This is a genomic window from Promicromonospora sp. NPDC057488 (assembly GCF_042802395.1).
GTDB lineage: Bacteria > Actinomycetota > Actinomycetes > Actinomycetales > Cellulomonadaceae > Promicromonospora.
Map to the genome: position 1 here is coordinate 1 of NZ_JBHVEG010000092.1, position 25,085 is coordinate 25,085.

Genomic DNA, 25,085 nt, shown 5'->3' on the forward strand with positions numbered 1-25,085 from the left:
TGCCAGGGATCCGCTGCCCTGGCAGCAACCGCTGTGCTCAACTCACTCGTCGACGGCGCCCCGCGGCCGAACCCGCTTCTGGCGGGTCCAGCCCGACCAGCCGCGCTCCTCGAGCAGCGCCTCCAGCCGACGTCCCGCAGGGATGGAGTCCAGGGCGATCGAGTCGAACTGCTCGACGAGCGCGCGCTCCATCTCGCCCGACCCGCCGCCGGACCACTCGGCGTGGCGGTCGAGCACGGCCGCCACCTTGTCGGCCAGCCCGGGCAGCCGCGGATCGTCCGGCTCCCAGTCGATCCCCTCGCCGATCGCACGCAGGACGTCGACGAACTCGGCGTCGTCCAGCAGCCGGCCCTTGTTCACCATGGCGGTGGCGATCTCTTCCCGCGAGTACACGGCGAGCGACAGGATCCAGCTGTCCCGCTCGATCTGGACGACCCGCTCAGGAATGCCGAGCGCACGCCACCGGTCGAGGTACGCCGCACCCTCCGGCGGCAGGGCCAGGCTGTCCCCCGCGGCGAGCCGGGTGATGCGCTCCCGGTGCCGCTCGCGCTCCACGATCTCCGACCGGAGACGGGTGTCTATCTCGGCGACGGCGGCCGCGAATTCCGCGTCGTCGGCCCGCAGGAGGTCGTGGACCCGGGCCAGCGGGACGCCGGCGTCGGCCAGGACCCTGATCCGGATCAGGTCCACGACCGCCTGCGCGCCGTACCGGCGATACCCGGAATGGTCGCGCCCCGGCTCCGGGAGCAGCCCGACGGCGTGGTAGTGCCGGACGGTGCGCGCCGTCACGCCGGCGTACGCCGCGACCTGGCCGATGGTCAGCATGCCCTAGTGTCTCCTCCCGAGTTCGTTCGCATGCCCAGCGACGGCTGCTGGCGCACTGCCTGCTGAGGTACTGCCTGCCGGGCCGACGCTGGATCGGCCGCCGCCTGCGCCTGCCGGGCCGATCGCGGTACCGGGAGCCGAGGTGCCGAACGCCGACAAGCCCGACGCTCGGGCGCCCGAGACCGGGGCGTTCGCCTGCGGTGCCGCTGGTACCGGTGCGGCTGGTGCCGATGCGCTCGGTGTGGTCGATGTGCTCGGTGTGGTCCGTGTGGTCGGTGCCGCTCTGGCTGAAGTGGTCATGACCGCAGCGTGCAAGGTTGCCGCTACGGCAAGGTCAAGCCCGTCAGCGGGCATAACCCCCGCCCGGCACGTCGAACACCTCCTCCAGTGTGCTGAGGCCGGTCTCGCTCAGGTGTCCCGCCAGGTCACGACCCACCCAGCGCAGGTGCCACGCCTCCGGGGCGTACCCCGTCACGGCCTTGTTCTTCGGCGTGTACCGGACCAGGAAGCCGAAGCTCCTTGCGTGCTCGGCGACCCACCGGCCCTCGGGCGTGTCGCCGAAGCACGGCTCGAAGTCGCACTCCGGCCGGCTGCTGCCGCCCACGTCCACCGCCAGGCCCGTCTGGTGCTCGCTGTGCCCCGGGCGCGCCGACACCGCGTCGGCCTGCGTCCTGCCGAGCTGCGCCACCCAGCCCTCGTAGACCACGGCCTGCTTCGAGTAGCCCCGGTAGGCGCTGCGCAGCGTCAGGCGCACACCGTCATCCTCGGCTGCGGCGAGGAGCGCGGTGAGGTCGGGCGCGACGTCCGGGCGCACGAGGTAGCCACGGACCGTCGTCAGGTCCGGCTCGTAGTCGACCGGGTCGACGGCCACCCGTTTGTTCACGACCACCCACGGGCTCGCCGGGTCCTTGGGCGAGTGGGCCGCCAGGTCGATGCCGGGGGCCGCCTCGGCGGAGGCACCCGCTGAGTCCTCAACACCCCCGGAATCCGAACCCGCGGGCGCCGAGCCGTCGCTCGGCGGGACCCCACCCGTGCGGGCATCGGGGTCGAGACCGCCGGTGTCCACATCTCCGTCGCCCGTGCTTCCGTCCTCCGTGCTTCCGTTGTCCGCCCTCTCAGCGCCCGCGCCGTCAGCAGCCGCGCTACCTGAACCCGCCCCGCCGGCAGCCGCCCCGTCCGCCGCCGGACCTCCGTGTGCTGTCTCCGACCCTGACGAGGCCGACGTCTCGTACGTCGCCCGAGCCGCACCCGAAGCGCACCCCGTGGACAGGAGCGCGACGGCGAGCATGACGACGGCGATACGTGGCAGGGACAGTCGGTCCAGGAAGATGGTCACAACCCGGTCGGTGTACGGCGACACGCACGGCATCTCAGCCGCGCACTGTGACGTGGGTCACAAACGTTGCGTGACATGGCCGCGACGACGCCGGACACCAACCGTTTGAAGGCACCGATCGAGAGCGCCTCCCCAGCCGTTCCCGACCCCCAGCCGCTCCCGACCACTATTCGTTCCCGACCACTTTTCGTTCCTGACCGCTGTTCGCCCCTGACCACCATCGGCACACCGGAGTCCGCCCTGGCCACCAACACCGAGTCGCATCGCGTCGTCCCGGGCACGCTCACGCCCGAACGCACCGAGGAGCTCTTCGCGACGCACGCGCACGGCGTGTACCGGTACGCCCGTGCACGCCTCCCCGCTGCCGAGGCGGAGGACGTCGTCGCCGAGGTGTTCGCGATCGCGTGGCGCAAGGGCGAGCTGCCGGACCACCCGCGCGCCTGGCTCCTGGCCGTCGCCCGCCGCGTGCTGGCCAACCAGGTACGCGCCCAGCACCGGCGCACGGCTCTCGTGGACCGGGTCGGGACCCATCCTGCCCCGGCCGGCGCGGACGACGTCCGCCTGGTCGGCGAGCTCGACGAGCTCCGTCGCGCCATGGACCTGCTGCGCCCGGCCGACCGGGAGGTCATCGCACTGCTGGCGGCCGCGGAGCTCTCGACGGCGGAGGTGGCCCAGGTGCTCGGCTGCACCACTGCCGTCGCCGCCAACCGGGTGCACCGGGCCCGAGGGCGCCTGCGCGCCGCGTACGCCCGACTGATCGAGGAAGGAGCCTGACGTGGACGACGACGAGCTGACCCGCGCCCGCCGCGCGCTGCGCGGGGCCGATCCTGAGCTGGACCTGCGGCGGGTGTACGCCGAGTCCCGTGCGCGGGCGAACGGCACCTCGACCGGCCACGACGGGACGACCCTGGACCCGAGCGGGTTCGGTCCCGACGATTCCGACCACGCGGCCTGGCCCGATACCGGGCCCAATTCTGGGTCAGGTGCTGGCTCCGGTGCCAGGTCCGACGCTTGGCCTGATGCTTGGCCCGACACCGGGAATGTCGAGGTGCTGCTTCGCGACGCCGGCGCGCCGACCGGCCAGGTCCCGACGGCGCTGCGCCGCGGGTCAACCCGCCGTGGGTCAACCCGCCGCGGGCGGGTGCTCGCATGGAGCGCCGCGGCGGCGACCGCCGCGGTCCTCACCGTGAGCCTGACCAACATGCTCGCACCGGGCGCCCTGCCCGGCTCGACCCCGAGCACGCCCGGCGTCGTCGCCCCAGAAGACGGCGCGTCGCCGTCGCCCACCAGCTGGATGACACCGGGGGATGTCGTCACCCGTGCGGGCAAGGCGATGTCGGGCGGGAGCTGTGGCGTCAAGACCCGGTCGACGTTCGGGGACAACTCGGCGCTGCGCTTCGACCCCGTCGAAGGGACGGGCATCGCAGCCCCCAAGACCACCCTGGACCAGCAGCCCCTGGAGGTGCTGCAGGCGGCGTCGGCCGCAGTCGTGCTCGGGCTGCCCGGGTACGACGGCACGAACAGCCGAACGAGCGCGAACGACCGGACAGACCAGGACCTTGCCCTGGACGGCGTCGACACCCAGGACTCTGACACCCGAGAACTCGACACCCAGGACTACGACACCCAGGGCCTCGGCACGGCGGGCCTCGGCACGGCGGGCCTCGGTACGGCAGGGCTCGGCACCGACGATGTCCACGTCGAGCGAGTCGGCGGGCAGACCGTCGCCCGGATCCGGATCATCCCCTCGGACACCGCGGTGCGCGGCGGCGTCATGACCCGGGTCGAGCTGCTCGTCGACACCACCACCTGGTTGCCGAGCGACGTCGAGATCTGGGCCGAGGGCGACGAGGGCAAGCAGTTCCGCGTGCACAGCGAGCTCAGCTGGGCGGGCTGCAACGAGCCCAGCATGTCGCCCACGAACGACACCGGCCGCCCATGACCCAACCCGGACCCGGGCACGCACCCGCACCCACACCCACACCCCGATAGGCTCCCGCCGTGCTCCACCGCGCCACCTCCGCCGACCTCGACGACCTGGCCGCGTTCCTGCGCACAGCCGACCTGACGGTCGCCGCACTCGCGGAGCCCGCCGTCCACCTCTGGCTGGAGCGGGACCAGGACGGCGCGGTCGCCACGACCACGGGGTTCGAGCTCGGCGGCGACGCCGCGCACGCGCTGGTCCGCAGCGTCGCCGTCCGGCCCGACCTGCGTGGCACCGGGGCCGGCCTGCGCCTGGCCCGGTTCGCGCTGGACCGGGCCGCCGACGCCGGGGCGGGCGAGGCCTGGCTGTTCTCCCGTCGCTCGGGCGGCTTCTGGCAGAAGCTCGGCTTCGGGCCCACGACCACGCAGGCGCTCGCCGCCGCCCTGCCCGACGCCCACCAGGTCGCGCTGTTCCGCTCGACGGGCCAGCTCGACCGCGAGGTCGCCTGGCGCCGTCCGCTGCCCGTGCGTGCTAGCTTCACCGCATGAGGTCTCCAGAAGCATCCAGGTTCGGGCTGCCGGTACTCCGGTAGCCCGAGATGCCCCTGTAGAGATCACCGAGGCCACACCTCGCGGCCCGCTTCCCTGACGGAGCGGGCGACCAGAGCGCATCCGAAGGGCCCGTAGTGCCGACCAGGCCTACCCGTTCCCTCTCCCCCTTCGGAGTCGTTCATGCCTGTCCTGCTCTACGTGCTCGCGGTCGCGGTCTTCGCGCAAGGCACGTCGGAATTCGTCCTCGCCGGGCTCGTACCCGGCATCTCCGCCGACCTCGGCGTCTCGGTCGCCCAAGCCGGCTACCTGACCTCGGGATTCGCGGTCGGGATGGTGGTTGGCGCGCCGCTGACGGCCGCCGTCGGACGCCGCCTGCCCCCGCGCCGGACCCTGTCCGCGTGCCTGGCCGTGTTCGTCCTGGCCCATGTCTCGGGCGCGCTGACCGACAGCTTCGGCGTGCTGCTCGGCACCCGGTTCGTGGCCGCCCTGGCCAACGCCGGCTTCCTCGCGGTCGCCCTGTCGACGGCCACCCTGGTGGTCCCGGCCGGACGGCGCGCCCGGGCCCTGTCCGTGCTCCTCGGCGGCACGACGCTCGCCCTGGTCGCCGGCGTCCCCGCGGGCGCGCTGCTGGGTGAGCTCTGGGGCTGGCGGTCCGCGCTCTGGGCCATCGCGGGGCTCGCCACCGCGGCCCTGGTCGCCGTCCTCCGGCTGACACCAGACCGACCGGGCCGTAAAGGCGCGACCCGCTCCGCGCTGAGCGGCCACACCGGGGACCCGAGCAGGCTCGGCCTCAGGGCCGAGCTCCGCACCCTCCGGTCCCCGGACCTCCAACGGCACCTCGCACTCGGGGTGCTGGTCAACGGCGCGACGTTCTGCGCCTTCACCTACCTGGCGGTCGTCGTCACGGACGGGGCGGGCCTCGGCCCGTCGCTCGTACCGGTGGTGCTCGCGCTGTTCGGGCTCGGCGCGTTCGCGGGAGTCTCGGCGGCAGGCCGCCTCGCCGACAGCCGCGGCCGGCTCTTGCTCGACGTCGCCGGGCCCACCCTGGTCCTGGGGTGGATCACGTGGGCGGCACTGGCCGGCAACCCGGCGGCCTTGTGGGTGCTGGCGCCGGTGCAGGGCGCGCTGTCCTTCGCGGTGGGCAGCACGCTGATCGCGCGCGCCATGGCGGCAGCCCAGGGCGCACCGACGATGGGCGGGGCCTTCTCGACGGTCGCCTTGAACCTGGGGGCGGTCGGCGGCCCGCTGCTCGGCGGGGTCGGCCTGGCCGCGCTCGGGACCGCCGGGCCACTGGTGGTCGGCGCGGCGCTGGCGGGCGCCGCCGTCCTGCTCCGGCTCGCCACGGCCCGACGCCGGACAACCGTCCCGGTGGCCTGACGAGGCGAGGAGGGCCGGACGCCGATCGACCTCGACGCCCGGCCCTCCAATGCCCGGCCCTCCAAAACCCGGCCCTCCGATGCCCGGCCCCCGACACCCAGCCCTCAGACCGCCGTCCCGCGCGCGAGCAGCCGGAGCGCGGCCTCTGACCCCGATCCCGGCGCCGCGGTGTGCGTCAGGAGCCGCTGGCCGTCGGTGTCGGGCAGGTGCAGCACCTCGAAGCCGAGCTCCAGGTCCCCCACCTCCGGGTGACGCAGGTACTTGGTGCCGCTGGAGCACAGCCGGACGTCGTGCCGCCCCCAGAGCCGCGCGAACTCGGGGCTGCTCAGGCTCAGCTCGCCGATCAGCTCGGCCAGCGCCCGGTCGTCGCGGTGCCGCACGGCGGTGTACCGGAGCGAGGACACGGCCAGCGCGGCCTCCTCCTCCCAGTGCCGGTACAGCTCGCGCGTGTGCGGGTCCAGGAAGAGCAGCTGCATCTGGTTGGGCCGCGAGCCGACACTCGCCGGCGCCGCCGGATCGAGGTGCGGGGCGAGCAGGGCGTGCCCGAGCGGGTTCCAGGCGAGGATGTCGTTGCGCCGCCCCAGGAGCAGAGCCGGCACGTCCGGCATGGCGGCCAGCAGCCGCACCACTCCGCCGCTGGGTCGTTCGGCCGGCGCCGCCCGCCGACGCCGGGCCGGGGTCGGCCGGGCGAGCGCGAACAGGTGCGCTCGTTCGTCGTCGTCGAGCTGGAGCGCCCGGGCGAGCGACTCCAGGATCGACTCGCCTGCGTTGGCCGACTGCCCCTGCTCCAGGCGCGTGTAGTAGTTCACCGAGATGCCGGCCAGCTGCGCGAGCTCCTCTCGCCGCAGGCCCGGCACGCGCCGGGCACCCCAGCTGGTCAGGCCGGACGCCGCCGGGGTGATCGCGTCCCGGCGGGTGCGCAGGAAGTCGCCGAGCTCCTCGGTCACCGGCCGCCCCGGCCGCCCCGATCGTCGACCGGCAGGCCGGCCCGCCCCGTCCGTCCGGTCCAGCCCAGCCGTCCGGTCCACCCCAGCCGTCCGGCCCGCCCGATCCACCTGGTCCACCCCGTGACCCGCCTCGCTCCGCATGGTCCCAGTGTCGCCCTTCCCGTCGCGGTCAGGGTGACCCTGCCAGGGGTACGCAGCACCGGGTGCTGGTCCGGCCCGCCGGGGACGCCGATCGTCGTCGTCATGCGAACCTCATCGACACCTCCGACGCCCGTCCGCGAGCGTCTCGCCCTCGCGGTCCTCCTCACGGCGAGCTTCACGCTGGCCGTGGACTTCTCGATCCTGAACGTTGCACTCCCACAGATCGGGGCCGACGTCGGGCTGGCGCTGCCCGACCTGCAATGGATCGCCACCTCGTTCGCGGTGTGCGCGGCCGGTCTCACCCTGTTCTTCGGGCGCACCGCCGACCTCTTCGGCCGACGGCGGCAGTTCCTGGCGGGGATGGCGCTGCTCGGCGCGGCCTCGGTGGCCGGCGGGCTCGCGGACGTCGCCTGGCTGCTCCTGGCAGCTCGGGTCGCGCAGGGCGTCGCCACGGCCGCCGTCACCCCGGCGGCGCTCTCGCTGATCACCACGTCCTTCCCGGAGGGCCCGCTGCGCGACCGGGCGCTGGGTCTGAACGGGGCACTGATGGCGGCCGGGTTCACGTCCGGGGCCGTGCTGGGCGGGCTGTTCGCGGGCCTGGTCAGCTGGCGCTGGGCATTCTTCGTCAACGTCGTCGTGGCGGTCGCCGTCCTCGTCGTCGGACCGATGGTGCTGCGCGAGACGCGACCCACACGCCGCGCCCGGCTGGACGCACCCGGTGCGGTCGCGATCACGCTGGCGCTCGCCGCGGGCGTCCACGGGCTCACCCAGGCGGCCGAGCACTCGTGGGCGGCCCCGGCGAGCTGGACCGCGCTCGCTCTCGCCGGCGCGCTGCTGGCGGCGTTCGTCCTGATCGAGCGCCGGGTCGAGCACCCGCTCGTCCCGCTGGGCATCCTGGCGCGCCGGACCGTCGGCTGGGGCAACGCCGCGGGGCTGGTCGCGTTCGCCACCGAGACGTCCCTGGTCTTCCTGCTCACTCTCTACCTGCAGGAGGTCCGTGGCCTCGGACCCCTGCAGACAGGCTTCGTCTTCGCGGTGCTCGGAGCGGGCACGGTACTGGGCGGCATGGTCGGGCCACGCGTGATCGGCGCGGTCGGCGGGCGGCGCGCCATCGTGCTCGGGCTCGTGGCACAGGCCGTCGCGACCGCACCGCTGGCGCTCCTCGGGGAGCTGCCCGGGTGGCTCGTCGTCCTGCTGGCCCTGACCTTCGTGGGCGGTGTGGCGAACCTGGTGGCGATCGTCGGGTTCATGGTCACGGCGACCTCCGGTCTCCCCGACGACGAGCAGGGCCTGGCGACCGGCCTGACGACGATGAGCCAGCAGGTCGGCATCGCGCTGGGTATCCCGGTGATGTCGGCGGTCGTCACCGCCACGACGCCCGGCGGCGGGACCGTGCTCGGCCTGAGCGTCGCGATCGCGGTCAACGCCGCGGTGTGCCTGGTCGCGGGCGTCGCCCTCGCGGCCGCGCTGCGGCCGACTGGACGGCCGACTGGACGGCCGACGGGACGCCGGGTGGCACGGCCGGCGGGCCGGCGGGTGACCGGGTAGCGGTCCCGACAGTCCGGCCTCGGGGCGCCGGGATCGTGCGGTCGCTTGGCACACTTTTCCGAGCTGACCTCGGAGGTCACCAGCCGTCCCGAGGCGTGGACGGTTTGCCGACCACATCTCGGGCATGCCTACGATCAGATCTCATCATCCAGAGCGGTCGAGAGTCCTGGCTCCACGACACCGCAGCAACCTACCTCCGAGGCGCCAATCTCGGGGCAAGGTGCTAACGCCAGGTCCGATGGAGCTGATACGCATGGCAGTCACGAACCCGCACCTTCCCACCGCCACGATCCTGGGCTACCCGCGCATCGGCCGGAGGCGCGAGCTCAAGCGCGCCGTCGAGTCCTTCTGGGCCGGCCGCACCACCGCCGACGAGCTGGAGGCGACCGCCCGCGACCTGCGGCTCGCCACCGCGCGCCGCCTCGTCGACCTGGGCCTGGAGGCCGGGACCGCCGCCGTCCCCGGCTCGTTCTCCTACTACGACCAGGTGCTCGACGCCGTCGCGCTGCTGGGCGCGGTGCCCGAGCGGTTCGCCGGGCTCACCACGGACGAGGGCAACCTGCCGCTCGCGGCCTACTTCACGGTGGCCCGCGGCGAGGGCGACCGGGCGCCGCTCGAGATGACCAAGTGGTTCGACACGAACTACCACTACCTGGTGCCGGAGATCGGCCCGGACACCCCGATCGGCTTCGTCGACGACCGCGCCGTGCGCGAGTTCACCGAGCTGGCGCACCCGGCCGACGGCGGCCAGGCCGTCGTCACCCGCCCCGTGCTGGTGGGCCCGGTGACGTTCCTGCTGCTCAGCAAGGCGGCCGACGACGCCCCCGAGGGCTTCCGCCCGCTGGACCGGCTCGACGACGTCGTCACCGCGTACGGGGAGCTGCTGCGCACGCTGGCCGCCGCGGGCGCGCCCTGGGTCCAGCTCGACGAGCCCGCGCTGGTCACCGACCTGCTGGACGTCCCCTTCGACGAGGTGGCCGACGCCGTCCGCCGGGCCTACGCCCGCCTGGCGACCGACCTCTCCCCCGCCGGCACCGGTTCGGACGACGCCGCCGAGCGCCCCGCGATCCTGGTCACCGCGCCCTACGGCGACCTGCGCAGCGACGCGGGCGACGGCCTCGCGCTGCTGGCCGGCACCGACGTCGAGGCGATCGCGATCGACGTGGTCCGCGGCGCGGTGCCCGCCGGACCCGTGCAGGGCCTGGAGAACAAGACCGTGGTCGCGGGCGTGATCGACGGCCACAACATCTGGCGCGCCGACCTCGACGCCCGCCTGACCGTCCTGGAGGGCCTCGCGGCCCAGGGCACCGGCCTCGGCGCAGGGGCACTCGCCGTCGGCACCTCGACCTCGCTGCTGCACGTGCCGCACGACGTCGCCGACGAGCCCCGCCTGGAGCCGGGCCTGAAGTCGTGGCTCGCGTTCGCCGACCAGAAGGTCGCCGAGGTCGCCACGCTGGCCACGGGCCTGGCCGAGGGCCGCGCGGCCGTCGCCGACCGGCTCGGCGAGTCGACGGCCGCGGTGCGCTCCCGCGCCGAGGCGCCCGGCGTCGTCGTCCCGCAGGTGCGGGAGCGGACCGCCGCCCTGACCGCGGCCGACGCACAGCGCGCGCCGTACGCGGAGCGGGCGGCCGCGCAGCAGGCGCGGCTGAACCTGCCGGCCCTGCCGACCACGACCATCGGGTCGTTCCCGCAGACCTCCGAGATCCGCAGCACGCGCGCCGCGTGGGTGCGGGGCGAGCTGTCCGACGCCGACTACACGGCCGCCATGCGCGCCGAGATCGCGAGCACGGTCGCGCTGCAGGAGGAGCTGGGCCTGGACGTGCTGGTGCACGGCGAGCCCGAGCGGAACGACATGGTGCAGTACTTCGCGGAGCAGCTCGACGGCTTCGCGACGACGGTCAACGGCTGGGTGCAGTCCTACGGCTCGCGCTGTGTGCGCCCGCCGATCCTGTGGGGCGACGTGTCCCGGCCGGCGCCCCTGACCGTCGAGTGGACGGCGTACGCCGCGTCCCTGACCGACAAGCCCGTCAAGGGCATGCTCACGGGCCCGGTCACGATCCTGGCCTGGTCGTTCGTCCGCGACGACCTGGCCCTCGGCGACACCGCCGACCAGGTCGCCCTGGCGCTGCGCGACGAGGTGACGGACCTGGAGGCGGCGGGCATCGGCGTCGTGCAGGTGGACGAGCCCGCCCTGCGCGAGCTGCTGCCGCTCCGCACGGCCGCGCACCCCGGCTACCTGGAGTGGTCGGTGCGCTCGTTCCGGCTCTCGACCGCCGGCGCCGACTCGGCGACGCAGGTGCACACGCACCTGTGCTACTCGGAGTTCGGCCAGGTCATCGGCGCGATCGACGGCCTCGACGCGGATGTCACGTCCGTGGAGGCGGCCCGGTCCCGCATGGAGATCGTGCCCGAGCTGGCCGACGCCGGGTACGGCCGCGGCATCGGGCCGGGCGTCTACGACATCCACAGCCCGCGCGTGCCGTCCGTCGAGGAGGTGACCGACCTGGTCGAGCTCGCGGCCAAGTCGATCGACCCGCGGCTGGTCTGGGTCAACCCGGACTGCGGCCTGAAGACCCGCGCGTACGCGGAGACGAAGGAGTCGCTGGCCAACCTGGTGACGGCGGCGAAGGCGGTCCGCGCGACCCTCTGACGCCGGCCCGCTGACCCGGGTCTGCTGCCGCGCTGTCCGCGGCTCCGCTTCGAGGCCTAAGTTTCTTCGCTCTGAGATGTCTCAAAGCGAAGAAACTTAGGCCTCGAAGTGCAGTGCCGTGCCGCGCAGTGGAGCCCGCGCGGCCGAGCTCACCGACGGGGAACCGTCAGCCCACGCGCCACTTCTGGGCCGCGGTGCCGTTGCAGGTCCAGATCTGCAGCTGCGTGCCGTTCGCGCTGTTGCTGTTCGGCACGTCCACGCACTTGTTGGCGAGGATCGAGACCAGGTCGCCGGCCCCGCTCAGCGTGAACTGCTGCGCCGGGTTGCCGCTGCAGTTGGCGAGCTGCACGGCCGTGCCGTCGCCGGTGTTGGCCCCGGCGACGTCCATGCACTTGCCGCCAGCCCGCAGCGTGCCGTCGGACTGGAACGCGAAGTTCTGCGCGCCGGTGCCGTTGCAGGTCCACAGCTGGAGCCGCTTGCCGTCGGAGAAGTCCGAGTTCGGCACGTCGATGCACTTGCCCGCCAGGCCGACCAGCGGCCGGCCCCCGCTTCCGCCGCCGGTGGTGGTCAGCTGCAGGCCGTAGTTGCTCAGGATCGGGTTGACCGGCTGGTAGATGAACCGGCCGTTCGACGAGCAGTCGCCGATGCGGCCCGAGGTGACACCCTGGGCCTGGTTGCCCGAGAGCACCGAGCCGCCGGAGTCGCCGCCCTCGGCGCACGCCGAGCCGGTCGCCATCCCGGGGATGTCGCCGTCCCCGTAGTTGATGGTCACGTTCTTCTCCTGGATGACGCCGCAGCGCCAGCCCGTCGTGCGGCCCGAGCGGCACACCGCCGCGCCGATGCCCTGCTCGTTCGAGCCGGCGACCGCCGTCGTGCCGCCTGCGTAGTTGTTCACCGCCGGGGTGGGCGTCCAGTTGCCGTTGGTGCCCACCCACGCCCAGTCGTGGCCCGGGAAGGTGGAGCCGCGGTAGGTGCCGAGCGCGGCGCCGTCGGGCGCGTTGACCGGGTCGCCGGTCGAGCCGCAGTGCCCGGCCGTGACGAATCCGCCCGAGACGGCGAAGCCGATCGAGCACAGGGTCACGTACCCGTTGCCGAGCGGCTTGTGGAACTCGTCGCCGCCGCGGATGTCGCGCGCGGTCTGCGGCGCGACCTTCGACTTCTCCACCCGGACGGCGTCGGCCGGCACGCCCGACTCGGCGATCATCGCCTTCGCCGCCGCGGTGTCGGCCGCCTCGACGACCACCTCGTTGGTCACCGGGTCCGCGTACCAGGCGTGCACCGAGTCGGGTGCGCCCACCTCGTCGAGCGACTCCTTCCAGGCCGTCAGGTCGTCCAGGCTGTGCTCGACGACGACGGCGTCGGCGCCGGCGCGCTCGGCCACCTTGGCGGCGGCCGCGCTGGTGACGGCGACGCGCGGGGCATCGGCGCCGTCGGGGAGCCAGGTGCCCGCGTACCGGTCGCCGAGCGCGGCGGTCAGGTGCGCCTCGACGATCGCGGCGTCAGCGTCGCGGGCGAGGCGGGCGGGGATCTCGCCCTTCGTGAGGCCGAGGTCGCGCTCCATCGCGCGGACCTGGCCGTCGGGCAGGGCGCCGGGGCGGTCGGCGCCCTCGGCGCCCTGGGCGCTCAGGACACTCTGCGCGCTCTGGGCGTCTTGCGACGCCGGGGCGGCGCCCGCCATGCTCGCGCCGGTGAGCGCCGTGCCGACCATCAGCACGGCGGCTGACAGCGCTATCACGGAACGTGACGTTCTCAGGGATCGGGACATCGGTGTGCTCCTCGTCAGGCCTGGGGAACCTCGTGTGCCTCGGAGCGTATTGACGACGCAGCACCACCAGAACGGGTGGGACGACCCTGTGTGGAAAGTACCTATCCATCCCTTATGCGAAACCCAAGGCGCACAGTGAACTGGGGTCCCACATTCAGGCCTGTGCTGAGATCGGTCCGATGTGCTGAGACCGGTCAGTCAACTGACCGGTCTCAGCGCATCCGACCGATCTCGATGTGCCGCCCCGGACGAACCGCCCCGGACAGCCCGCCCCGGACAGCCCGACGGGCGGCCCGCCTCAGCTTTCACACCGAGGCGGACCCCCCGTCCAGGTCCGCGAGACCCGCGGCCCCAGGGACCCAGGTCCCCCACCCAGGCCGGATCTGAGATCGGTCCGATGTCATAAGACCGGTCAGTTGACCGACCGCTCTCATGACATCCGACCGATCTCGAAGCGACCGCCCAGGCGGGTCAGCCGCAGGCCGCCGCCTGGTACGGCACGGTCACCGTCTCGGTGGCCCGCTGGCCGTCGACGGTCGCCGTCACGACGGCGGTCACCGCCCCCGTGCCGACCTGCGCCGAGCCCGCCTCGAAGGTCAGCTCGCCGTCGCCCTTGACCGTCTCCGTCCCGAAGTCGGACGTGACGCGGACGGACGCGCCCTCGGCGCCGTCCACCACGATCCGCAGCGTCGAGCCGCCGTCCGTGCAGGACGGGGCGGCCCACACCGTGACGCCGTTCGCCGCGTCCTCGGCCTCGCCCACGGCGCGAGCCTCGGCCCGCTCCTTGGCGCTCGGCGTCGTGGTCGTCGTGACCGGCAGCTCCTCGGCGTCGCCGCCCTGGTCGGCGAGCAGCTGGACCTCGGCCAGCGACAGCTCTCCACCGCCCGCGGACTCCTCGACCACGACCCGCAGCTGCCCGTACTCCGCCGAGTCCTCGACCTCGAAGGAACGGGTCTGCAGCGCCCAGCGGAACTCCTGGCCGGACCGCTCGTCCAGCACCGTCCACGACTCGCCGTCGTCGGACCCCTCCAGGCGCCAGGCCGACGGCGCGGCCGTGCCCGCGACGCCCGAGGTGAGCGTGTACGTGCCCACCGTCGCCGTCGTGCCGGACCCGTCCCACGTGATCGTCGGGGTGCCGGTCGCGAACGTGGTGCGCGAGGACGACGTGTCGTCCACCAGGGAGTCGACGGCGTCAGCCCCCGTGCCGTCGGACACCGTCACGGTCCCGGCCGCGGTGGCGTCCCGGGCCGGCGTCGGCGGCTCGTCGCCCTCGGTGAGCGACGGCGGGGCGTCGCCCTCGCCCGTTCCCCAGGAAGACGGCTCCGGCCCCATGACGAAGTCCAGCCGGGCGCCGCCCGACAGGTCCTCCTGCGACAGGGAGGTCGAGGTGCGCTTCTTGCCGTCCACGCGCAGCGACTGCACGTAGACGTTCTCCACGGAGTTGCCCCGCGCGTTGATCACGAGGTCGCCGTCGGGCAGGTGCACGGTCGCCTTGTCGAACAGCGGCGAGCCGATGGCGTACTGGTCCGACCCGACCTGCAGCGGGTAGAGGCCGAGCGCGGCGAAGATCCACCACGACGACATCTCGCCGTTGTCCTCGTCGCCCGGGTAGCCCTGGCCGATCTCGCTGCCCACGAACAGACGGCGCGTGACCTCCCGGACGATCTCCTGGGTCTTGTGCGGCGCGCCCGCGGCGTCGTACAGCCACGGGATGTGGTGGGAGACCTGGTTGCTCATGCCCCACTGGCCCAGCCGGATGTCCCGCGCCTCGCGCATCTCGTGGATGACGCCGCCGTAGCCGCCGGTGTGCGTGGCGTCCTCGGGCGTGGCGAAGAACTCGTCGAGCTTGTCCTCCAGGCCCTGCTGGCCGCCGTAGAGGTTGCCGAGGCCGCGCGGGTCCTGGGGCGCGTGGAACGAGAAGTTCCAGCCGCTCGTCTCGGTGTAGCCGCCGCCCCACGTGCGCGGGTCGTAGTCCTCGGGCGCGTTCAGGAACGTGCCGTCGGCGTGCCGGGGCTGGAAGAAGTCGATCTCAGGGTCGAAGAGCTCGCCGTAGTGCGTGGCGCGCTCCAGGAAGTAGGCCGACTCCTCCCGCAGCGTCTCGCGCCGCTCCCTCGGCACCCGGCGGTCCTCGGCGAGCGCCGCGGCCATGTTGCCGATGCCGAAGTCGTTGATCAGCCCCTCCAGGCCCCAGGAGACGGACTCGTGGGTGCTCTCGGGCGTGAAGCCGAGGAACGGCGAGGTCTCCAGGCCCTTGCGGCCCACGGCGTTGTTCGGCGGTGCCACGGTCCCGTTCTTGAGCGCGGCGTCGTACGCGTCGAGCGCCTTGTCGGTGGGCAGGGAGCCCTTGAGGTAGGCGTCGGCGAACGCGACGTCGGACGACGTGCCGGTCATGAGGTCCGCATAGCCCGGCGACGACCAGCGGGCGATCCAGCCGCCGTCGCGGTACTGCTGCGTGAACCCGTCGACGAGCTCCTTCGCGACGTCCGGGTACAGGAACGAGTACGCGGGCCAGGCCGTGCGGTAGGTGTCCCAGAACCCGTTGTTGACGTAGATCTTGCCGTCCGTGATCTTGGCGTTCGTGGCGGTGTCGGTCGCCTCGCCGGACGGCGCGGTGACGGGGCTCGCGTACTTGTACACGGGCCGCTTGGCGGTGCCGGTGTTCTCGAACTGCGAGTTCGGGTACAGGTTGAGGCGGTACAGGTTGGAGTACAGCGTGACGAGCTCGTCCTCGCTGCCACCCTCCGTCTCGATGACGCCGAGCCGGTCGTTCCACTGCCGCTCCGCCGCCCGCTGTACCTTCTCGAAGGAGCGGCCGGTGACCTCCAGGCCGAGGTTGGCGCGTGCCTGGTCCAGCCCGATGAACGAGGTGGCCACGCGCAGCTCGACCGTGCGGTCCGTGCTGGTGTCGAACGTCGCGTACCGGGCGCCGGCGCGGTCGCCCGCCGCCTCCCCCACGGCCGACGGCGCGCGGTCGAACGTGCCCGCCACGTACATGCGGGTGCGGCCGACCGACAGGCCGCTGCCGTTCTCGACCCAGCCGCTCAGCTCGCCGGTCGCGGCGTCGAACGACAGCTTCGAGGACCCGGCGACGCGGTCGACGAGCACATGCCCGACCCCGCCGCCAGCAGCCGCGGGGAACGTGTAGCGCAGCACCGCCGCGTGGTCGGTCGGCGTCACCTCGGCCTTGATCCCGTCGGCGAAGGTCACGCCGTAGTAGTCGGGTCGCGCGGTCTCGTCGGCGTGGTCGAAGGGCAGGCCGCGCGCGTCCAGGCCGCCGTCGGGCACGCCCGCGCCCGTGGCGGGCTGGAAGGCGAGCTGGTTGCGGTCACCCATCCAGGGGCTGGGCTCGTGCGAGATGCCGATGCCCTGCAGCACCGGGCGGTTCTGCTCGTCGTTCGCGGCCTGGTACTCGTACAGCCAGCTCTGCGACGACGCGTTCGTCAGCGGCGTCCAGAAGTTGAAGCCGTTCGGCACGGCCGTGGCCGGCACGTTGTTGCCGCGCGAGAACGACCCGCTGGATAGCGTGCCGCGGCGCGTGTCCACGTAGTTGGTCAGGCTGTCCCCGTCGATGCGCTCCGGCCTGGCCTCGATGGCGACGTCGTCCAGCCAGCCCGCGAACTTCGTGGCGGCCGATCCGCCGCCGTTGTCGTAGCCGAGCAGCACCTGGTCGACCGTCTTGCCCTTCGCGACCGACCCGAGGTCGACGCGCACGGAGTTCCACTGGTCGGCGTACAGGATCTTGCCCGCGCCCTGGCCCGCGGCCGTCGCGGCCGTGCCGTGCGCGTCGCGCGCGTCCAGGTCGGACAGGTACGTGCCGTCGGTGAACCTCAGGTCCACGCTCGCGTAGGTGGACGGGTACTCCAGGTCGCCGAGCAGTTCGGGGAAGATCTTCCAGCTCAGGCGCGTGTCGCGCCCCACGCGGACGTCGACGTCGTCGTACAGCACGTTGGTCGCGTGCGCCGCGCCGTCGGCCTGGTGCCCGCCGTCGTACCGCAGGGAGGCGGTGCCGGTGAAGCCGACGTCCTTCTTGTTCGTGAAGTCGACTGTGGTGGGCCCGGAGCCGACGGCGGTGGTCATCGGCTGGTCCGCGGGCTGCTCGGAGAGGTCGGCGGACAGGTCCCAGTCGGCGAGCTGCACGATGCCCGCGCCCGCGTTCTGCGTGACGTCGAGCCGGAACCAGGTGTAGGCGGCGGTCGGCTCGTCGAGCTCGAAGGTCCGCTGCTCGAAGCGGTCCTCGAAGGCCTCGTCGGCGCGCTCGTCGATCGTCTCCCAGGTCTCACCGTCCGTGGAGCCCTGCAGCGTCCAGGCGCGCGGGTCGCGGTCGGCGAAGTCGTTCGCGGAGGTCAGCGCGTACGCCGTGACCGTGGTGGGCTCGGTCGTCTCGTAGGTGACCCAGCCCGTGGTCGCGAACGTGAGCCACTTGGTGGCCGACGACGCGTCCGCGAGGTTGGCCGCGCCCTCGTTCGGCAGGTTCTCCGCGCTGGCCGCGACGGCGGACACCCGGTCCAGCACGCTGCCCGGCAGGCCGACGACGAACTCGCCGACGTTCTGCTGCCACGGGGCGCCGTCGCGCTCGGCCGGCGTGTTCTCCAGCGGCACGGCGTCGTCGGCCTCGAAGGAGGTGGCGAAGTCGCCGCCGGCGCTCCCGCCCGGCCCTCCGCCGGGGGCCGCGAGCGCGGCGCCCGAGGGCACCGCGAGCAGCAGGGCGAGCGCTCCCGAGAGAGCGGCGGCCGCCTGCCGGGATCTGGCTCGGCCGGTGACTATGGACATGGGTGGTCTCCCTCGTCGGCTGACAGCGCTGTCGCGTGCCGAACGTAGGTGCAGGCCAGGCCCGGTGTCAACGGGTGGGTCGGCGCGACCCGGTCAGCGCGGCCAGGTCGGCGCGGTCAGGTCAGCGCGGCCCGGTCAGCGCGGCGGCCGCTCGCCGCTGCCCCGGGTGACGACCCGGGTGGGCAGCACGACCTGCTCGACCGTCCGGTCGGGGTCGGCGGACCGCGCGACGGCGAGCTCGGCGGCGCGCCGGCCCATCTCGACGGCGTCGTAGGCCACCACGGTGATGCCGAGCAGGTCGGCGAGCTCGAAGTCGTCGAACCCGACCACGGCGATCTCCGCGCCGCCCGGGGTGTCGCGCAGCGCCTGGAGGGTGCCGACGGTGGCCCGGTTGTTCGCGGCGAGGATCGCGGTGGGCGGCTCGGGCGCGCCGAGCAGCTCCAGCGCCAGGCCGCGGGCGGCAGCGGCGTCGTGCGCGCCGGAGCGGACCAGCCGCTGCGCGTCGGGCACGCCGGCCTCCGTCATCGCGGCGAGGAACTCGGCGCTGCGCTCCTGGTAGGTCCACAGGTGCGGCTCGTCGCCCACGAACCCGATGCGGCGGTGCCCGTGCACCAGCAGGTGGGCGACGGCGGCCCGGGTACCGCCCCGGTTGTCGATGACCACGGTGTCGACGTCCATCCCGGCCGCAGGCCGGTCCACGACCACCACGGGCAGCCCGGCGGCGATCTCGGCGCGGAGCGCCGACTGGTCGGCCCCAGCGGGCGTGACGATGAGCGCGCCGACCCGGCGCTCGATCAGCTCGCCGGTCAGCGACGCCTCGCGCTCGGGGTCCTCGTCGGACGACGCCGTCAGGAGCTGCAGCCCGTGCTCCCGCAGCTCGCGCTCGATGCCGCTGGCCAGCGCGGAGTAGAACTCGTTGGCCAGGTCGCCGGTGATGAACCCGACCAGGCGGGACAGGCCGCCCCGGGCCAGGTCGGCGGCCACGGCGTTGCGCCGGAAACCCAGCGACGCCGCGGCGTCCTGCACGCGCTCGCGCGTGGCGGACGCCACGTTGGGCTCCCCGTTCAGCACCCGGGAGGCGGTCTTCAGGCTCACCCCGGCGGCCTGCGCCACCACCGCCAACGTCGGACGACGCATCACGTCAGGCCCTCTCGTCGCTTGCGCATCAGCATGTCGATGATGATCGCCAGCAGCAGGACCGCGCCGGTGACCATGTACCGCGCGGCCTGGTCCACGTTCATCAGCGTGAGCCCGTTGGCGATCGACTGGATGACCAGCACGCCGAGCACCGCGGACCACGCGCTGCCGCGCCCGCCGAAGAGGCTCGTGCCGCCGATCACCGCGGCGGCGATGGCCACCAGGTAGGTATCCGCTCCCCCGGTGCCCTGGTTCGCGGCGCCCAGGCGGCCCGCCGCGAGCACGCCGCCGAGCGCGGCGAGCGTGGAGCACGCGACGAAGCACAGCACGACCGTGCGCTGCACGGGCACACCCGCGAGCATCGCCGCCCGCCGGTCGCCGCCCACGGCGCGCACCGACCGGCCCCACCGGGTGCGGCGCAGCAGCACGTCGGTGACCACGACCAGCGCGGCGAACAGCACCACGGAGTACCCGATGCCGCGCGCGGTGCCCAGGTAGGCCGCGATCGCCGAGAGCACCGCGGCCAGCACGAGGGTACGCACCACGATCTGGGGCACGCTCGCGCAGGGCAGGTCGGCGCGCCGCCGTCGGGCCCGGGCCACGACCTGGACCACCGCCACCGTGACCACGACGAGCACGACGAGGGTCCAGGCGGCCACCGGCGAGAGGAAGCCCTGCTGCACCGAGCGCACGAACCACGACTCGAACGGCAGGTTGATCGAGCCCATCGGCCCGAGCACGCGCAGCTGCACCCCGGCCAGGAACAGCAGCCCGGCCAGCGTGAACACGAAGCTCGGCAGGCCCAGCCGCGTCGAGAGCGCGCCGTACCCCAGACCCACCACCACGCCGCAGGCCAGCGCCGCGAGGATCGCGAGCGCCACGGGCCAGCCGAGGTTCACGGAGCCGACGGCGACCACGGCCGCCGCGAGCCCGCTGACCGACCCGACGGACAGGTCGATCTGGCCGACCAGCAGCACCAGCACGACGCCGAGGGCGATCACGCCCACGGGGGCGCTCTGCAGCGTGAGGTTGACCAGGTTCTCGGGCGCGAGGAACGCGGGGTTGACGGCGCCCATGATCAGCCAGATCACCACGAGCGCAGCGAGGATCGGGAGCAGACTGTTACCGCCGCGCACCCGCTGCCAGACGGCGCCGGTCAGGCCGGGCTGCGCGCTCATCGGCGCACCGCCCGGCCCGAGTCGGCGCGCGGGTTGCGGGCCCCGGGCCGCACCGCGCCGGTCATCGCGGCGAGCAGGTCCTCGTACGAGGCGTCGCCGTCGAAGACGTCGTGCACCCGGCCGAGCCGCAGCACGAGGATGCGGTCGGCGACGGCCTGCAGGTCGCCGGCCTGGTGGCTGACCAGGACGACGGCGTGCCCGCGCTCGCGCAGCCGGACGATCAGGTTGAGCACCTCGGCGGTCTGGCGCATGCCGAGCGACGCCGTCGGCTCGTCGAGCACGACGACGCGCGGCGAGCCGAGCAGCGCGCGGGCGACGGCGACGGTCTGGCGCTGCCCGCCGGAGAGGGTGCGGACCGGGTCGCGCACGCTGGGCACGCTCGCGGCGAGCTGGTCGAGCAGGCGCCACGCCTCGCGCTCCATGGCGACCTCGTCCAGCAGGGGGCCGCGCCGGGTCTCGTGCCCGAGGAACAGGTTCTCCACGACGTCCAGGTCGTCCACGAGCGCGAGCTCCTGGAACACGGCCGCGATGCCGAGCGCCCGGGCGGCGGCCGGCGAGTCGAGCACCACGGGCCGGCCCTCGAGCAGCACCTGTCCGGCGTCGGGCCGGTACGCGCCCGCGAGGACGCCCGCGAGCGTGGACTTGCCGGCCCCGTTGTCGCCGACGACGGCGAGCACCTCGTGCTCGTGCACGTCGGCGTCGACGTCGACCAGGGCCCGGACACCGCCGAACCGCTTGGAGACGCCGCGCAGGGACAGCACGGGGGCGCTCATCGGGCTCCCTTCCCGATCAGGCCGGCACGCTCGCACGCGTCCCGGTAGGCGGGCACGCAGATCTCGTCGGTGGTGTACACGTGCCCGTCGACGATCACGTGCTCCACGTCGGCGGCGCCCACCGCGCGGGGCGCCAGGAGCACGGTGGGCACACCCTGGATGACGGCGGTGGTGCGCGGCTCCTCGCCGCGCAGCACGCGCACCGCGAGCTCCGCGGCGGTCTGGGCCTGCTGGTCGGTCGCCTTGTAGACCGTCATGAACTGGTCGCCCGAGATGATGCGCTGCACCGCGGCCAGCTCGCCGTCCTGCCCAGTCGTGACCGGCACGGGGTCGAGGCCGGCGGCCTTGGCCGCGGCGATCGCGCCGCCCGCGATGCCGTCGTTGGCGGCGAGCACGCCGTCGACCTGCCCCGGGAACCGGGTGAGCATGGCCTCGGTCCACTCGGTGGCCTTGTCCGGGCTCCAGTCGGGCGTGTAGTACTCGGCGAGCACGTCGATGTCCTCTCCTTCGAGGGCGCGGCGGGTGCCGGCGGCGATGGCCAGCGCGTTGGGTTCGGTGGCCGAGCCGTGCACCAGCAGCACTCCCGGCCGGTCGTCGTCCGCCGTCCCGTCGGCTCCTCCCGTGCCCGGGTCGGCGTCGGTGCCGTTCTCAGCGCCGGTATCGGTGCCGGATCCCGCGCCGGCGTCCTTCTCAGCGTCTCGTTCCGTGACCGCACCGGCAAGTGCCGAGCCCAGCAGGAAGCCGATGAACTCGTAGTCGTACGACACGTAGTAGTCCGCGCCGTCCACGAACCGATCGTAGGCGATCACCTCGGCCCCCAGCCGCTTGGCCTGCGCCACGATCCCCGCGGCGGCCACGGTGTCCACGGCGTCGAGCACCAGCACCCGGGCGCCCTGGGCGAGCATCGACTCGGCCTGCTGGAGCTGCGCGGCCGCGTCCTGGCCGGCGTTCGCGTACAGCACGGTGCAGCCGGGGCAGCGGCGGCCGGCCACGGCGACGAACGTGGGGTGGTCGGACGCCTCGTACCGGGCGGTCTGCGCCTCCGGCAGCAGCAGCCCGATCGTGCCCTCGTAGGGCGCGGAGGCCGCGCCGTCGGCCGTGCCACCGCCCGGGCCGGTACCACCGGACGAGCAGCCGCCCAGCCCGACGGCGAGCGCCACGCCCGCCGCGAGCAGGGCCCCGGCGCGGCGGCGCGGAGTCAGCGAAGCCAGCGAAGTCAGCGAAGTCACGAGACCACCCCGAGGGAGCCGAACATCCGGGCCTGGTCCAGGGCGGCGGCCAGCGCGCCGCGCACCCCGGCGTCGGCCCCGAGGGTGGACGGGACCACCTCGACGGGGCCACGCGACGTCGCCACGACCCGCTGCCCGAGGGAGGTGCGCAGGGGCTCCAGCAGCAGGTCGCCGGCCTCGGCGAGCTTGCCGCCGATCACGACGACGTCGGGGTCCACCAGGTTGCACAGGTTGGCCAGCGCGACGCCGAGGTGGCGGCCGGCGTCGAACACGACGCGGCGCGAGCCGGCGTCGCCGTCCCGCGCCCGGGCGACCAGGTCGGCGAGGGTGAGGTGCCCGGCCTCGGGGGGCAGCATGGCGAGCAGGCTGGAGGCGCCCACCAGCATCTCGAGGCAGCCGCGGTTGCCGCAGCGGCACACGGGCCCGTTCTCGTCCACGGACACATGACCGATCTCGCCGGCGACGCCGGACCGGCCGTGCACCGCGCGGCCGCCCAGCACGAGACCACCGCCCACGCCGTGGGACACACGGATGTAGGCGACGGAGTCGTGCCCGGCGCCGGCGCCGAACCGGGCCTCGGCGATCGCGGCGAGCGTGGAGTCGTTGTCGGCCGTGACGGGGACGCCGAGCTCGGCGCCGAGGATCTCGTCGACGTGCACGCCGTCCCAGCCGCGCATCATGCCGACGGTGACCACCTGGCCGGTGCGGATGTCGACGGGCGCGGGCACGCCGACGCCCACGGCGAGCAGCTCGGACGGGTCGGCCTCCACGGACTCAAGCATCTCGCGGATCAGCATCGCGGTGCGCTGCAGTCCGGCGTCGGCCCGGTGGTCGGGGGCGAGCGGCATGCGCTGCTCGGCCAGGACGCGCATCGAGGCGTCGGCGAGCGCCACGTTGAGCGACCGCATGCCGAACCGGATGCCGGCCACGACGCCGAGGTTGCGCGCGAGGGTGACCTGCAGGGCGCGGCGGCCGTTGCGCACCGACTGCGACGTGTGCAGCACGCCCGCGACCGTGAGCTCCTTGACGATGTTGGAGATCGTGGCCGGGGACAGCCCTGTGACGCCGGCCAGCTCGATCTGCGTGAGGGAGCCACGCTGCTGGACGGCGCTCACGATCCTGGCTCGGTTGGCCTCACGCAGTGAGGTCTGCGAGCCGGGGGTTACCCGATCCGCGCGCACAGCGCCCAGGGTAACCGCCTTCCGGCATGCTCCTGCCGGGAATCGGACTGGTTTGACGGTTTTGGATACACGAACTGAACGTTCAGGTCACGATCGAGCGACGCTTGCGTTCACTTCTTGACACCAAGGTTCGATGGACGTTCGATAGGACCCGGGTTCACGGGCGTACAGGCGCGCCCGGCCGGTCCACCAGAACGACGTCGTCCTGAGCACGAAGCGACTTCACCTTCGCCGCGTTCGACGTCGACGCCCCGGGCCGGTGCTCCAGCGACCGAGGAAGGTTGAGGGACCCCAGATGCGAGTGAACCAGAGGATGACCGCGACGGTGGCGACAGCCGCTGTGCTCGGTCTCACGCTGGCCGCGTGCGGCGGCAGCGGTGACGGTGGCGAAGGCAGCGGCGAGAGCGGCAGCGCCGACCAGGTCGAGGTGTTCACCTGGTGGGCGGCCGGATCCGAGAAGGCCGGCCTCGACGCCCTCGTCGGCGTGTTCAACGAGCAGCACCCCGACATCGAGTTCGTCAACGGCGCGGTCGCCGGTGGCGCGGGCTCCGCGGCGAAGGACCTGCTGCAGACCCGTCTGCAGGCGCAGGACCCGCCGGACACGTTCCAGGCGCACGCCGGTGCGGAGCTCCAGGACTACATCGACGCCGCGCAGATCGAGGACGTCTCCGACCTGTACGACGAGTTCGGCCTGACCGACGTCTTCCCGGCCGACCTGGTCGACCGGCTCTCCACCGAGGACGGCGCGATCTACTCGATCCCGTCGAACATCCACCGCGCGAACGTCGTCTGGGCCAACCCGACGGTGCTCGAGGACAACGGCGTCGACCCCGAGGCGACGTACGACGACCTCGACGCGTGGATGGCGGACCTCGACAAGCTCGACAAGGCAGGCGTCACCGCGCTGTCGGTCGGCACGACGTGGACGCAGGTCAACCTGCTGGAGACGGTGCTCCTCGCCGACCTGGGCCCGGAGGCCTACAGCGGCCTGTGGGACGGCTCGACCGACTGGGAGGGCCCCGAGGTCAAGGCGGCGCTCGAGGACTTCGAGACGCTGATGAGCTACACCAACGACGACCGTGACGGTCTCGACTGGCCCGAGGCGACCCAGATGGTCATCGACGGCACCGCGGCGTTCAACGTCATGGGCGACTGGGCGGTGGCGGCGTTCGAGGAGCAGGACAAGGTCCTCGGCACGGACTTCACGGCGGCCCCGGTCCCGGGCACCGACGGTGTGTTCGACTTCCTGGCCGACTCCTTCACCCTGCCGGTGGGTGCCCCGCACCCGGACGGCGCCAAGGCGTGGCTGGAGACCGTGGGCTCGCTCGACGGGCAGGTCGCGTTCAACAAGGCCAAGGGCTCCATCCCGGCCCGGACCGACGCGGACCCGGCGGACTTCTCGGAGTACCAGCAGACCGCCATCGAGTCGTTCTCGAACGACACGATCGTGTCCTCGCTGGCGCACGGTGCGGCCGCCCCGGTCGCGACGCTCAACGCGATCTCTGACGCCACCAGCAAGTTCACCACCGGTGCGTCCGACCTCGCCGGGTACCAGTCCGAGCTGGCCGCGGCCGCACAGGGCTGATCCCACGGGTGCCACAAGCTCCCGCGTAACGCACACCGCCGTACGTCGCGCGCCGTCGGGTCCGTCCCCCCGGCGCCCCGCGGCGGCCCCCCCCCCCCCGGAACCACAATCTGTAAAAAAATCGGCGCGTCGGGGCCCCCCAGCGCATGAGAAACCCCGCCCCGAACC

Annotated in this window: 17 protein-coding genes and 1 riboswitch; of the genes, 7 read left to right on the forward strand and 10 right to left on the reverse strand. The window is 73.5% G+C overall.

What is annotated here, in order from left to right; all coding sequences use genetic code 11:
* Positions 1 to 42 precede the first annotated feature (42 nt).
* The gene (locus tag ACFU5G_RS18310) at positions 43 to 825 is read right to left on the reverse strand and encodes a MerR family transcriptional regulator (protein WP_377247774.1); all 783 of its coding nucleotides are present in this window, start codon (positions 823 to 825) and stop codon (positions 43 to 45) included.
* Between the two features lie 343 nt (positions 826 to 1,168).
* Positions 1,169 to 1,891 carry a M15 family metallopeptidase gene (locus tag ACFU5G_RS18315; RefSeq protein ID WP_377247777.1) on the reverse strand — a complete coding sequence of 241 codons (723 nt, stop codon included), beginning with the start codon at positions 1,889 to 1,891 and terminating at the stop codon, positions 1,169 to 1,171.
* A 345-nt stretch (positions 1,892 to 2,236) separates the two neighbouring features.
* Between ACFU5G_RS18315 and ACFU5G_RS18320 the strand changes: the two genes are divergently transcribed.
* From ACFU5G_RS18320 to ACFU5G_RS18335, 4 genes are all read left to right on the forward strand, one after another.
* On the forward strand, positions 2,237 to 2,935 hold the full coding sequence (locus ACFU5G_RS18320; protein WP_377247780.1) for an RNA polymerase sigma factor: 699 nt from the start codon (positions 2,237 to 2,239) through the stop codon (positions 2,933 to 2,935).
* A 1-nt stretch (position 2,936) separates the two neighbouring features.
* Positions 2,937 to 4,103, forward strand: coding sequence for a hypothetical protein (locus ACFU5G_RS18325; protein WP_377247783.1), 1,167 nt, complete (start codon positions 2,937 to 2,939; stop codon positions 4,101 to 4,103).
* 59 nt (positions 4,104 to 4,162) lie between these two features.
* Positions 4,163 to 4,633 carry a GNAT family N-acetyltransferase gene (locus ACFU5G_RS18330; protein ID WP_377247786.1) on the forward strand — a complete coding sequence of 157 codons (471 nt, stop codon included), beginning with the start codon at positions 4,163 to 4,165 and terminating at the stop codon, positions 4,631 to 4,633.
* 183 nt (positions 4,634 to 4,816) lie between these two features.
* Positions 4,817 to 6,013 carry a Cmx/CmrA family chloramphenicol efflux MFS transporter gene (locus ACFU5G_RS18335; RefSeq protein ID WP_377247789.1) on the forward strand — a complete coding sequence of 399 codons (1,197 nt, stop codon included), beginning with the start codon at positions 4,817 to 4,819 and terminating at the stop codon, positions 6,011 to 6,013.
* A gap of 104 nt (positions 6,014 to 6,117) precedes the next feature.
* On the opposite strand, the gene ACFU5G_RS18340 is transcribed toward ACFU5G_RS18335, so the two are convergent.
* Positions 6,118 to 6,960: a helix-turn-helix transcriptional regulator gene (locus tag ACFU5G_RS18340; protein WP_377247792.1), complete on the reverse strand. Its 843-nt coding sequence runs from the start codon at positions 6,958 to 6,960 to the stop codon at positions 6,118 to 6,120.
* 243 nt (positions 6,961 to 7,203) lie between these two features.
* Here ACFU5G_RS18340 and ACFU5G_RS18345 point away from each other — a divergent pair, with 243 nt between their 5' ends.
* Together ACFU5G_RS18345 and metE are read left to right on the forward strand one after the other, a co-directional pair.
* Complete coding sequence (locus ACFU5G_RS18345) at positions 7,204 to 8,649, forward strand: MFS transporter (protein WP_377247795.1); 1,446 nt, start codon at positions 7,204 to 7,206, stop codon at positions 8,647 to 8,649.
* Between the two features lie 141 nt (positions 8,650 to 8,790).
* A riboswitch (SAM riboswitch) is annotated at positions 8,791 to 8,894 on the forward strand.
* Positions 8,895 to 8,902: 8 nt separating this feature from the next.
* On the forward strand, positions 8,903 to 11,299 hold the full coding sequence (metE, locus tag ACFU5G_RS18350; protein ID WP_377247798.1) for a 5-methyltetrahydropteroyltriglutamate--homocysteine S-methyltransferase: 2,397 nt from the start codon (positions 8,903 to 8,905) through the stop codon (positions 11,297 to 11,299).
* 166 nt (positions 11,300 to 11,465) lie between these two features.
* Here the strand turns inward: metE and ACFU5G_RS18355 are convergent, their stop codons facing one another.
* The 7 genes from ACFU5G_RS18355 to ACFU5G_RS18385 all read right to left on the reverse strand — a co-directional run bounded on the left by ACFU5G_RS18355 (position 11,466) and on the right by ACFU5G_RS18385 (position 23,266).
* The gene (locus ACFU5G_RS18355) at positions 11,466 to 13,034 is read right to left on the reverse strand and encodes a ricin-type beta-trefoil lectin domain protein (protein WP_377247801.1); all 1,569 of its coding nucleotides are present in this window, start codon (positions 13,032 to 13,034) and stop codon (positions 11,466 to 11,468) included.
* Between the two features lie 501 nt (positions 13,035 to 13,535).
* The gene (locus ACFU5G_RS18360) at positions 13,536 to 17,834 is read right to left on the reverse strand and encodes a GH92 family glycosyl hydrolase (protein ID WP_377247804.1); all 4,299 of its coding nucleotides are present in this window, start codon (positions 17,832 to 17,834) and stop codon (positions 13,536 to 13,538) included.
* 135 nt (positions 17,835 to 17,969) lie between these two features.
* Positions 17,970 to 18,971 carry a LacI family DNA-binding transcriptional regulator gene (locus ACFU5G_RS18365; RefSeq protein ID WP_377247807.1) on the reverse strand — a complete coding sequence of 334 codons (1,002 nt, stop codon included), beginning with the start codon at positions 18,969 to 18,971 and terminating at the stop codon, positions 17,970 to 17,972.
* Complete coding sequence (locus ACFU5G_RS18370) at positions 18,971 to 20,149, reverse strand: sugar ABC transporter permease (protein ID WP_377247810.1); 1,179 nt, start codon at positions 20,147 to 20,149, stop codon at positions 18,971 to 18,973. Before ACFU5G_RS18370 ends, ACFU5G_RS18365 begins: the two co-directional genes overlap by 1 nt.
* The gene (locus tag ACFU5G_RS18375) at positions 20,146 to 20,922 is read right to left on the reverse strand and encodes an ATP-binding cassette domain-containing protein (protein WP_377247813.1); all 777 of its coding nucleotides are present in this window, start codon (positions 20,920 to 20,922) and stop codon (positions 20,146 to 20,148) included. The genes ACFU5G_RS18370 and ACFU5G_RS18375 overlap by 4 nt, the downstream gene beginning before the upstream one ends.
* Positions 20,919 to 22,151 carry a substrate-binding domain-containing protein gene (locus ACFU5G_RS18380; RefSeq protein ID WP_377247816.1) on the reverse strand — a complete coding sequence of 411 codons (1,233 nt, stop codon included), beginning with the start codon at positions 22,149 to 22,151 and terminating at the stop codon, positions 20,919 to 20,921. Before ACFU5G_RS18380 ends, ACFU5G_RS18375 begins: the two co-directional genes overlap by 4 nt.
* On the reverse strand, positions 22,148 to 23,266 hold the full coding sequence (locus tag ACFU5G_RS18385) for an ROK family transcriptional regulator (protein WP_377247819.1): 1,119 nt from the start codon (positions 23,264 to 23,266) through the stop codon (positions 22,148 to 22,150). The genes ACFU5G_RS18380 and ACFU5G_RS18385 overlap by 4 nt, the downstream gene beginning before the upstream one ends.
* A gap of 379 nt (positions 23,267 to 23,645) precedes the next feature.
* Between ACFU5G_RS18385 and ACFU5G_RS18390 the strand changes: the two genes are divergently transcribed.
* Entirely contained in the window at positions 23,646 to 24,917 is a 1,272-nt protein-coding gene (locus ACFU5G_RS18390; protein ID WP_377247823.1) for an ABC transporter substrate-binding protein, read from the forward strand.
* Positions 24,918 to 25,085: the final 168 nt, after the last annotated feature.

Coding starts and splice junctions, on each gene's coding strand:
- ACFU5G_RS18360 (WP_377247804.1), bottom strand. CDS start 17,834: ATGTCCATAGTCACCGGCCGAGCCAGATCCCGGCAGGCGGCCGCCGCT.
- ACFU5G_RS18310 (WP_377247774.1), bottom strand. CDS start 825: ATGCTGACCATCGGCCAGGTCGCGGCGTACGCCGGCGTGACGGCGCGC.
- ACFU5G_RS18335 (WP_377247789.1), top strand. CDS start 4,817: ATGCCTGTCCTGCTCTACGTGCTCGCGGTCGCGGTCTTCGCGCAAGGC.
- ACFU5G_RS18390 (WP_377247823.1), top strand. CDS start 23,646: ATGACCGCGACGGTGGCGACAGCCGCTGTGCTCGGTCTCACGCTGGCC.
- ACFU5G_RS18370 (WP_377247810.1), bottom strand. CDS start 20,149: ATGAGCGCGCAGCCCGGCCTGACCGGCGCCGTCTGGCAGCGGGTGCGC.
- ACFU5G_RS18320 (WP_377247780.1), top strand. CDS start 2,237: ATGGCCGCGACGACGCCGGACACCAACCGTTTGAAGGCACCGATCGAG.
- ACFU5G_RS18365 (WP_377247807.1), bottom strand. CDS start 18,971: ATGCGTCGTCCGACGTTGGCGGTGGTGGCGCAGGCCGCCGGGGTGAGC.
- ACFU5G_RS18375 (WP_377247813.1), bottom strand. CDS start 20,922: ATGAGCGCCCCCGTGCTGTCCCTGCGCGGCGTCTCCAAGCGGTTCGGC.
- ACFU5G_RS18345 (WP_377247795.1), top strand. CDS start 7,204: ATGCGAACCTCATCGACACCTCCGACGCCCGTCCGCGAGCGTCTCGCC.
- metE (WP_377247798.1), top strand. CDS start 8,903: ATGGCAGTCACGAACCCGCACCTTCCCACCGCCACGATCCTGGGCTAC.